Below are 9,745 nucleotides of genomic sequence, written 5' to 3' on the forward strand. Positions count from 1 at the left end.
TTTTTAAGCTACTCCCCTGATAGACTCTGCCGTAAAGGCACTGCACCGACGCTGCTAGAGGATTCTTGATTATCGCCAGCCGACCATATTGCCTCAATTTCCTCGAGCGATTTGCCCTTGGTCTCAGGAACGACCCGCCACGTGAAGAAGAATGTGAATAGGGACATGAAGCCGAAGATCCAGAATGTTACGGATGGACCTGCCGAACCAAGCAATGGAGGGAACGTTTGCGACACGACATAATCGGCCGCCCATAACGCCATAGAAGCGATCGCTGTTGCTTTGCCTCGGATGCGGTTCGGGAATATCTCGGAGAGCAGCACCCAGACGACCGGACCCAGCGAGATGGCGAATGAAGCGACAAACAGCAAGATAAAGATCAATACGAGCGGCCCTGAAGGCGAGCTGCTTTGGAAAGCGAAGCCGATGACAATGAGACAAACGGCCATGGAAGCTGAACCTGTAAGCAGCAATGCTTTGCGTCCAACCTTGTCGATGAGCCACAACGAAAGAATCGTGAAAAGGAAATTGATTAGACCTACAAGAATCGTCTGGATCAGCGATGCGTTCGTGCCTGCCCCCATTTGCTTGAAAATTTCAGGAGCGTAATACATGATCGCGTTAATGCCTGTCACTTGTTGGAGCACGGCGAGCACGACACCAACGATTAAGGCAATGCGCAGACCGGGGCTGAATAGCTGCCGGATCGAAGCGTCTCTTTCTTGCTTGAACGATTCTTTGATGTCGAGCACTTCTTTGCGCGCCAATTCCTCGCCGTGAATCTTCAGTAGAATCGACAGCGCTTCTACTGGTCTTCCTTGTTTAATCAGCCACCGCGGGCTTTCGGGAACGAAGAACAGCAGAACCATGAAGAGCAGGCCAGGCAGGGCGCCTATACCGAACATCCAACGCCAGGCTGAACTGATATCCCATGCGTCGTCACCGTAGTTGGCGATAGCGAGATTGACGAAATAGACCAGGAAAATACCTGTAACGGTTGCAAACTGGTTCAGCGCGACGAGTCGGCCGCGGTATTTGGCCGGTGCGATTTCCGCGTTGTACAGCGGACAAAGTGTAGATGTGATGCCGATGCCAAGTCCCCCGATCATCCGGGCAATAATATAGCCAGTGAACGTATCCGGGATAGCGGACCCCAGGGACCCGATAATAAATAACAAGGCAGCGGCAATCAGCACTTTTTTGCGGCCAAACTTATCGCTGAGCACTCCGGATGAAGCCGCACCGATAATACAGCCGATAATGAGACTGGATACCGCCCAGCCGACCTGCACCTGAGTCAGATCAAACCGCTTCTGCATGAAGCCGATAGCACCTGAAACTACGGATGTATCAAAACCGAATAAAAGACCGCCCAGTGCGGCAACTATCGATACGAGCGTTACAAACTTTAGGCTTACTTGATCGCTTTGTTGATTCGTTGTTGAGCTCATCATGACCAATCTCCCTTCATTTAACCGTATGAAACGAGATTCATTATATCATGGGGCGAACTGGGGTTTGCGGACAATCACCAGCACTTATTTGTGGGATTCCCGCACAGTCTTTCGGGACGCGCGTCCAAATTGTAAAGGATTGGGGAAACTAGCACTAATTTGCCCAAATAGCGCAAAAAAGTCCATGCCTTTGTTTGGCATGAACAGGATGTTTCATAGTGATTTGGGCTGTACGCGATATTCGGTAGGCGTGACGCCGGTTACTTTTTTGAAAACACGGCTAAAATAATTCGGATCTTTATAACCGACTTCATAGCACACTTCTTTGAGGCTAAGCGTCCCCGATTCGATGAGCTCTTTCGCTTTTTGTATGCGTAAACCGGTTACGAAATCAATAAAAGTTTCGCCCGTTTGCTGCTTAAACACTTTGCTAAAATAGTGAGGATTCAGATGGACGTGCTCGGCCACTTCTTCTAGGGATAGCTCCTCGGTGAAGCTGCTCATGATATAGCGCTTGGCTTTATCCAGAATGGTTACCGTCTGCTGCTCTCGTTCTTCGCGAATGCGCTGCAAGGCCGAAACAACATAGGATCGATGCGTCGGATCCCCCTCGGTAGGGGACTTAATTGCTTCACCGCCTGCCCCTCGTTTCAACGCTTGAAAATGACAAACCATACCGCTTGTCTCGGAATAAGTGGAAGCAAACACAGCCTCGAAATATGACTTGCGTAAGCCTTCCGATCCGCTATAAGTAGATCCGATGCCAATCGAAATGGCAGTTCCCAGCTGAGTTTCAGCCATCGCACACAGCTTTTCACCATTTTTCTTCGCTGCCTCGGTCCAAGCATCGTCTGGAATCTCGGGGCTCTTTCTGATGAAAATCGCCATGTGCTGTTCAATCAAAGAGCTGACGATGCAGCGGGAGAGGTGCGTTTTGGCATAGCTGCGCAATACGTCGAAAATTTTCTTCTTATCCTGCGAACGAATAAGCTCAGGGAATGCGATGACCACCGCGCAGCCTTGATCAAGCGGGAAATCCAGCCACTCCGCCAATTGTTCGGCCCCTGTCTCGAGCACCTGGTCCACCATGAAAATGAAGGCCAGCTCATTCTCGACCAAAGGCAGAAGCTGCGACACTTTATCGCGAAGCTCAAGCTGCTCAGTGCGTTTGCGTTTCTCTAAGTCGAGTTCCCGGATCAATTGCTCCAAAATACCCACGACCTGCTCGCGTCCCGCCGGTTTAACGATGTATTCTTTGACGCCCAGCGTTAGCGCCTCCTTCGCGTAGGCGAAGTAATCGTAAGCCGTCACCATCACCATTTTGGCATCGGGAAGCCGCTCTTTAATTTCCCGAAGTGCAGCCAGCCCTTGGATGCCGGGCATATTGACGTCCATGAAAATAATGTGCGGACGGAATTCTTCCGCACGCTCGATAGCAAGGCGTCCGTTCTCGGCATGAATGACCTCAAAGGTATCAGGCATCATGCGATGGACGATCCATTCCAAGCCTTCCCGTTCCAGCGCTTCATCGTCCGCGATTAACAACCTGTACATCAGTCGAGGCTCCTTTCTATGGGGATTCGCAGCGTAACCGCCGTCCCTTTTCCCATTTCGCTTTGAATTTCAACCAAATCGCTGCGATCATAAACGATCTGCAGCCTTTTGAATACGTTTCTCGTACCGAGTCCTGTCGAAGGCTTGCTATCGTCTCCGCTATGCGCTCCCACCGGACTCAGCGCCAGTAATGCTTGACGGACTTCCTCGCGCATGCCGCTTCCGTTATCGGATACGGTAATGCGAACATAATCATCATCCCGCTTGATTTCAAGTCGAATGACCGCGCCTTGTTCCATACTTTCAATACCGTGAACAAATGCATTTTCGACAAGTGGCTGTACCGTTAGCGCCGGAATGAACGCCCGCAAGGCGTGCTCATCGATATCCATGACGAATCGGAAGCGGTCGCGGAAGCGGGCTTGCTGGATGCTGACATAATGCCGGACATGGTTCAGCTCTTCCTGCAAAGTGACAGGCGCATCCAGTTTGCTTAACCGATAGCGGATCAGAGACGACATCGAAACGATCAAATCGCTTGTTTGTTCTGCGCCTTCCAGTAAGGCCATTTTGGCGAGCACATTCAGCGAATTGAACAAGAAGTGAGGATTGATCTGGCTTTGCAGCGCCTGCAGCTCTAGTTCTTTGACAAGGCGGTCTTTTTCCAAACCGGCTTTTTCCTTTGCCATCAATGCTTTTAGATCTGTTACCATTTGACTGAAAACATCGGACAAAATGTCAAGCTCGTCCTTGGAACCGTTGTGCAGCGGCTCGATGTGCAAGTTTCCTTTGGAAACACGCTGCGCATTGCCGACCAGTCTGCTGACCGGTCCTGTAATGCTGCGTGAAATCCATACGGCAACGACGACACTCATCACGGTATTCACGATGAATACGGCCAATCCCCACCCGTTCATTTGTTTGTTTTCTTGCTGCATTTTCCGGTAAATGGGTTGGTAAAAGCTAAGCTCTAAGTCGACAAGATACTGTCCTTCATCACGGATAAAGCTTGCCGTCTGCTCGGCGTCCATATAGGATGTTAACGCAGCATTAGGCGAATCGCGATGGCCCGCGGCCTCATAGGCCGCTTGTTCTTGCTCCATGAGCGTATCCAGCATATGAATGTAGCTGGCAACGTCCGAACCGTGAGGAGAAGTTTTCGACTGTTCAGTAAGTGCAGCGCGAATCTCCTTTACATGTGACATAGCCTGCTGATTGGCCGCTTTTTCTTCTTCTGTGGCATGAAGCAGGTAACTGTAGAGGGTATGCAGACTATCGTCCGCAAATTGGACGGATTGTTTGTACAACAAGATGCGATCCATCATCACATCATAGCTCATCTGGACGATCTTTGAATTTTGAAACAAAAAAAAGGCAACTGAATTCGTCAGCAGCACCAGCAAAGGAATGAACAACAAAAGCTTCATCCGTATTGTCATGGCGCAGACGCCTTCAAGATTTCCGCCGGGAGATCAAGGTTCTTAAGCGATTGCTTAGTGGAGAACCCTGGAGAGTTTCGATCAAGCACTGACGTATCTGTATAATTTTGCGGCTGTAGAACTTTTCCCAGGAAATAATCATTTAACAGAGCAACGGCTTTGTATCCCATATCATGCGGCTGCTGGACAATGGTCGCGGCAATCTGTCCATTCCGCACGCCTTCGACTGTTTCCGCAACATCATCAAAAGCAAAGATACGCACTTCATGCGATGGAGTACGCTCAGCGGCTTCCCGAATACCGGCACCGTCCAACGCGCTGAATCCAACCATGAAGCGGATTTGCGGATATTGCTTCAGCATAGTTTCCGCTTGACCGGCAGCTTCCAGCCGGGAAATATGAGAGGCTCGCACATCGACGATGCTAAGGCCGGGAAATTTTCCGATGACGGACCGAAAACCCTCCAGCCGCAGCTGTTGGTTCGCTGCTTGCTCACTCCCGATCAACACGCCAATGCTTCCGGCATTCCCTGATGCCTGCGCAACCAACTCACCCATCCGCTTTCCAGCTTCTCGATTATCGGTGCCGACATAGGTCAGTCTGCGACTTGCGGGTTCATCCGTATCCACGGTGATAACGGGGATGCCGAGCGAAGCGGCTTTATCGATCAAAACACGGTAACCCGGATCGCCTATGCCTTGCACCACGATGGCATCGGCTTTTGCGGCAATGCTTTTCGCCAGCAGTCTTGACTGCTCGGAGGGATTGATTCGGTATGGACCCTCGTAAGCGACATCCATGCCGTACTGCTGAGAGGCTTCTTGAGCGCCTTGTTCAATGGCACGCCAATAGGGGTTATCCAACTCCTGGGAAATAAGAACGACACGGCGATGGTTCGTTTCCTGTTCATGACCACCGGATTTTAATGGACTTACCAAGCTCTTCATACGTGTTGTAGACCCTATAAACAGTACAAGCAGACATGCGAAAGTAAGAAAAAGAAGGGATAAGCCCCAGTTCCATTTGCGATTTGACATCGATAAACTCCTAAATTCACTTATCAAGATTGGCTTCATTATACAAAAATAATGCGCCAAACCAAAACGAAATAGAGCGCAGGGTGCTTCCGCTTCCACACAATTAAGTATATAGTTAAAATAATTACTTGTTTAAGAGGAGTTCCTATGCCAAAGATGACTGAACAGCTTAACGGTATTTTTCCGTCGGTATGCTCGCTGGATTGTCCGGACCAGTGCGGTCTTCTGCTTCATAAGAAGGACGGAAAAATCGTCAAAATAGAGGGAGACCCCTCCCATCCTGTCACACAAGGGGCCATATGCAACAAAGTCCGTAATATGACAGCCCGTATTTACGATCCGAACCGTTTGCAATACCCACTGAAACGCACTGGCCCTAAAGGCGAAAACCGCTTTGAGCGAATCTCTTGGGAGGAAGCGGTAGACACCATTACTTCCAAATGGAAAAAGCTTATCGCCGAGGAAGGCTCTGAATCTATCATGCCATACAGCTTCTATGGCAATATGGGCCGAATCGGCACGGAAGGGATGGACCGCCGCTTCTTTAACCGGATGGGGGCTAGCCGGCTGCTGTACTCGATTTGCCAGTCGGCAGGCACCGAAGGCTACAATTTTACGATGGGCGGCAGCTTCGGCATCGATCCGGAGGATACGATCCACTCGAAGCTTATCATCATGTGGGGGATTAATGCGGTCAGTACGAATATGCATCAGGTCGTTCTCGCCGAGAAAGCGCGGAAAAACGGCGCGCAAATCGTCGTCATTGATGTTCATAAAAACCAAACCGGCCGCTGGGCCGACTGGTTTATTCCGATTTTACCAGGGACGGATGCGGCGCTTGCCCTTGGCATCATGCACATCCTGTTTGCGGAAAAATTGGCGGACGAAGCTTTTCTTCAGCAATATACAGTAGGACATGAAGAACTCCGCCAACACGTCCGGCAGTATGAACCTGCGGTTGTTTCCGCCATCACGGGAGTGCCTATCGAAGATATTTATCGTTTGGCCCGTATGTATGGTGAGACCACGCCGTCTTTCATTCGCATCGGCAACGGACCGCAGCATCATGACAATGGCGGCATGTGCGTCAGGACGATCGCCTGCCTCCCGGCGCTAACGGGACAATGGTTGCATCAGGGCGGCGGCGCGATCAAAGGGAACAGCGGATATTTGGATCATAATGGAGCCGCGTTACAGCGACCGGATTTGCTCAAGAAGAAAACAAGGCAAATCAACATGAACCTGCTCGGAACTGCTCTGCTGGAGCTCGATCCGCCTATCCGTTCGCTCTATGTCTACAATTCCAATCCCGCGGTTGTTGCTCCGCACGCCAACAAAGTCAGAGAGGGACTGCTGCGCGAAGATTTGTTTACTGTTGTGCACGACCTGTTCCTTACGGAGACGGCCCTGTATGCGGATATCGTTCTGCCAGCTACCTCTTCTTTTGAAAACACGGACTTCTATAAGTCCTATTGGCACCATTACGTGCAAATTCAACAGCCTGTTATCGAGCCTTACGAGGAGAGCAAGGCGAATGTAGATGTCTTTCGCTTGTTGGCCGAGGCGATGGGCTACGAAGAGCAGGCGCTCCGTGACACGGATGAAGCGATGATTCGCCAGGCGCTGGACAATCCGGGCAATCCGTATCTGGAAGGGATTACGTATGAAGGACTGCTCGAGACCCAGTACGCAAGAGCGGCTGTGAAGCCACTTTTCCCTGGCCGTTTGAAGACGCCGAGCGGGAAGATCGAGCTGTATTCGGCTAAAATGGAGAAGCTGGGCTTTCCGCCGCTGCCGACTTACACGCCGCTTCCCGAGGAAGGTAATCTGCCGTTTCTTTTCATTCCGGCTCCGAATCATAATTTCTTGAATTCGACTTTTTCGAATAATGAAAAGCATGTTCGAATGGAGAAAATGCCCAAACTGCATATGAATGCAGCTGATGCTTCGGCTCTAGGCCTGGCCAACGGGGACTATGCAAGAGTGTGGAATGGACGCGGAGAGTGCGAGCTGGTTGTATCTGCGGGCGAGGATGTTTTACCCGGAGTCGTCGTTAGTCAAGGACTTTGGGCGGATACGCCTGACAGCAAATCGCTCGTCAATGCTCTTACGCCGGACCGCGTAGCCGATATGGGCGGAGGGGCGACGTTCTTTTCCGGTCGAGTGCACGTAGAGAAGTTGTGATCAGAATCATAGAGAAGGCCTTCTTCTTTTGGTTGACAAAAGAGGAAGGTTTTTTGGCTTTTTTTACAAAAAGTTTCATGTTGTCGAAAAATAGGAGTTATTTTTATATACATTTTACGAATGTAATGTAATATCTAATTAACAGAATGTTTTTGAACAAAAGTAAAAAGCTGGAGGAGAGGAATTTCATGTGTGTACCGCTGCCGCGAATGACCGTAGGGAAGAAGTTGTTTTTTTGTTTTATCCTCATTTTGCTGCTCACTTCTGCTGTAGGGTGGATAAGTCTGACCAACATGAAGCTGATTCAGAGTAAAAGCGATGAAATCAGCAAAAATTGGATGCCCGGCGTCGAGGCTGTAAATGTGATCAGCTATTTGACTGAAAATGTACATGCTCTGGATATGCAGCTTTTCATTCTGACGGACCAGACACAGCTCCAAACTACGGAGACTCAAGCGATTGCCGGGATCAACAATGTGGACGAGCAGCTCAAACAATTTGGTGAATCCTTGACGGATGAGCAAGAGAAGCGAAATTTCGAAGCGTTCAGCAACCAGTGGAATACATACAAGGGCTTTCACGAGAAATTTGTAAAGTTGAGTAAAGAAGTTAATCTGAGCAAGGGCTCGGGCAATAGAGATAAAGAGGTACAGACGCTATTGAACGATTCGAATAAAGTATTCGGTAATTTGCAGAAATATTTGGACGTTCTTGTGAAAATTAAGCATGAAGGCGCTGTTCAGGCCTCTGACAGCAGTTCGGTCATTTATCGCTCCGGACAAATGAACATGGTTTACGTGCTTGGTTTTGCTGTTCTTGTCGGGTTGGGTCTTGCTTTTCTCATCACCTATAACATTTCCAAACCGGTGCGGCTTGTCTCCGAGGCCCTTCAGGCTGTTTCTTTGGGCAGCTTGACGGAACGCGACGTGAAAGTGAGGAATAAGGACGAGATCGGCGAACTGGTCGGTTCGTTAAATCGGATGAAGACGAATGTCAGAGATATTTTGCATCAAATTCGGGATGCCTCATCCTTGGTAGCCGGTTCTTCGAAAGAGCTGCTCATTCATACGGAACAGACATCGCAAGCTTCCAATCAAGTTGTGGTCGTCATGCAGCAAGTAGCGGGCGGTGCTGAAATCCAAGTGCAGAATTATGAGGATACCCATACGGCCATGACGGACATGTCGATTGGCGTGGAGCGCATTGCCGAAGCTTCGTCGGAAGTATCGGACATTTCCATGGAAGCTTTCCGTGAAGCAAAGCAGGGCGAGCAGGATTTGCAGGCGCTCATAATGAACATGAACGGCATGAGCGAAACGGTCAGAAGGGCGAATGCGGTTATTCAAAAATTGGAGAGTCATTCGCAGGAAATCAATAATATGATCGGCTTGATGGGGGGCATTGCGAAGCAAACGAATTTGCTCGCGTTGAATGCGGCGATTGAAGCGGCGCGTGCCGGCGAAGCGGGCAAGGGTTTTACAGTTGTTGCGGGGGAAGTGCGCAAGCTTTCAGAGCAGTCCGCCCAATTTGCGAATCAAATTACAGAGCTGATCGGGCAAGTGCTCGGCAATACCGAGGTAGCTGTCCAAACGATGCAAGAATGCCTGCAAGAAGTGGATTCGGGCAAAGAGATGGTACATACCGCGGAGGCGTCGTTCCACCGCATCTTCTTGGCTTCTGAGAAAGTAGCTGTCCGCATCCAAGAGGTTGCTGCAGCTGCACAAGAGATGGCCGCCACTTCGGAAGAAGTGGCAGCTTCCGTCGCGGAGACGAGCGCTCACGCGCGAAATTCATCCGCTTATTCGCAGCATGTGGTTGAAACCGCTGAGCAGCAGCTAACTTCACTGAATGACATTACCCAATCCGCTGGCAGGCTAAACGGAGTTGCCGAGCAATTGCATACCGCCGTCGGTAAGTTTAAGCTTTAAATAGCGCGGATCAATATACTGCCACAATCCGCAGCTGCTTGTTTATTATGCAAATTACAAAAGAGCCTGATCAAGCGGATTCGGGCTTTTTTGTGTGCGCCACGCATGGTGATTAACTAGGCGGTGAAAGTCCGCTGTGGGGGTTTGTA

General features: G+C 50.0%; 6 protein-coding genes. 2 read left to right on the forward strand and 4 right to left on the reverse strand.

Going from position 1 to position 9,745, the window contains the following annotated elements; translation table 11 throughout:
- Positions 1 to 8 precede the first annotated feature (8 nt).
- From ACFQZT_RS27110 to ACFQZT_RS27125, 4 genes are all read right to left on the reverse strand, one after another.
- Positions 9 to 1,454 (reverse strand): sugar porter family MFS transporter, encoded by a 1,446-nt coding sequence (locus ACFQZT_RS27110; protein ID WP_379305111.1) that lies wholly within the window; start codon positions 1,452 to 1,454, stop codon positions 9 to 11.
- Between the two features lie 213 nt (positions 1,455 to 1,667).
- Entirely contained in the window at positions 1,668 to 3,008 is a 1,341-nt protein-coding gene (locus tag ACFQZT_RS27115) for an AraC family transcriptional regulator (protein WP_379305113.1), read from the reverse strand.
- A complete protein-coding gene (locus tag ACFQZT_RS27120; protein ID WP_379305114.1) occupies positions 3,008 to 4,447 on the reverse strand; it encodes a sensor histidine kinase in 1,440 nt (479 codons plus the stop codon). Before ACFQZT_RS27120 ends, ACFQZT_RS27115 begins: the two co-directional genes overlap by 1 nt.
- Positions 4,444 to 5,484, reverse strand: coding sequence for a substrate-binding domain-containing protein (locus ACFQZT_RS27125; protein ID WP_379305116.1), 1,041 nt, complete (start codon positions 5,482 to 5,484; stop codon positions 4,444 to 4,446). The genes ACFQZT_RS27120 and ACFQZT_RS27125 overlap by 4 nt, the downstream gene beginning before the upstream one ends.
- Positions 5,485 to 5,631: 147 nt before the next feature.
- On the opposite strand from ACFQZT_RS27125, the gene ACFQZT_RS27130 reads away from it, so the two are divergent.
- Together ACFQZT_RS27130 and ACFQZT_RS27135 are read left to right on the forward strand one after the other, a co-directional pair.
- A complete protein-coding gene (locus ACFQZT_RS27130; protein WP_379305118.1) occupies positions 5,632 to 7,668 on the forward strand; it encodes a molybdopterin oxidoreductase family protein in 2,037 nt (678 codons plus the stop codon).
- A gap of 188 nt (positions 7,669 to 7,856) precedes the next feature.
- Positions 7,857 to 9,596: a methyl-accepting chemotaxis protein gene (locus tag ACFQZT_RS27135; protein WP_379305120.1), complete on the forward strand. Its 1,740-nt coding sequence runs from the start codon at positions 7,857 to 7,859 to the stop codon at positions 9,594 to 9,596.
- The last annotated feature ends 149 nt before the right edge of the window (positions 9,597 to 9,745 follow it).

Source organism: Paenibacillus sp. GCM10027628, assembly GCF_042676385.1.
Classification (GTDB): domain Bacteria; phylum Bacillota; class Bacilli; order Paenibacillales; family NBRC-103111; genus Paenibacillus_E.

Excerpts from the sequence above, each read along its gene's own strand:
- ACFQZT_RS27115 (WP_379305113.1), bottom strand. The coding sequence starts at position 3,008 with ATGTACAGGTTGTTAATCGCGGACGATGAAGCGCTGGAACGGGAAGGC.
- ACFQZT_RS27125 (WP_379305116.1), bottom strand. The coding sequence starts at position 5,484 with ATGTCAAATCGCAAATGGAACTGGGGCTTATCCCTTCTTTTTCTTACT.
- ACFQZT_RS27120 (WP_379305114.1), bottom strand. The coding sequence starts at position 4,447 with ATGACAATACGGATGAAGCTTTTGTTGTTCATTCCTTTGCTGGTGCTG.
- ACFQZT_RS27135 (WP_379305120.1), top strand. The coding sequence starts at position 7,857 with ATGTGTGTACCGCTGCCGCGAATGACCGTAGGGAAGAAGTTGTTTTTT.
- ACFQZT_RS27130 (WP_379305118.1), top strand. The coding sequence starts at position 5,632 with ATGCCAAAGATGACTGAACAGCTTAACGGTATTTTTCCGTCGGTATGC.
- ACFQZT_RS27110 (WP_379305111.1), bottom strand. The coding sequence starts at position 1,454 with ATGATGAGCTCAACAACGAATCAACAAAGCGATCAAGTAAGCCTAAAG.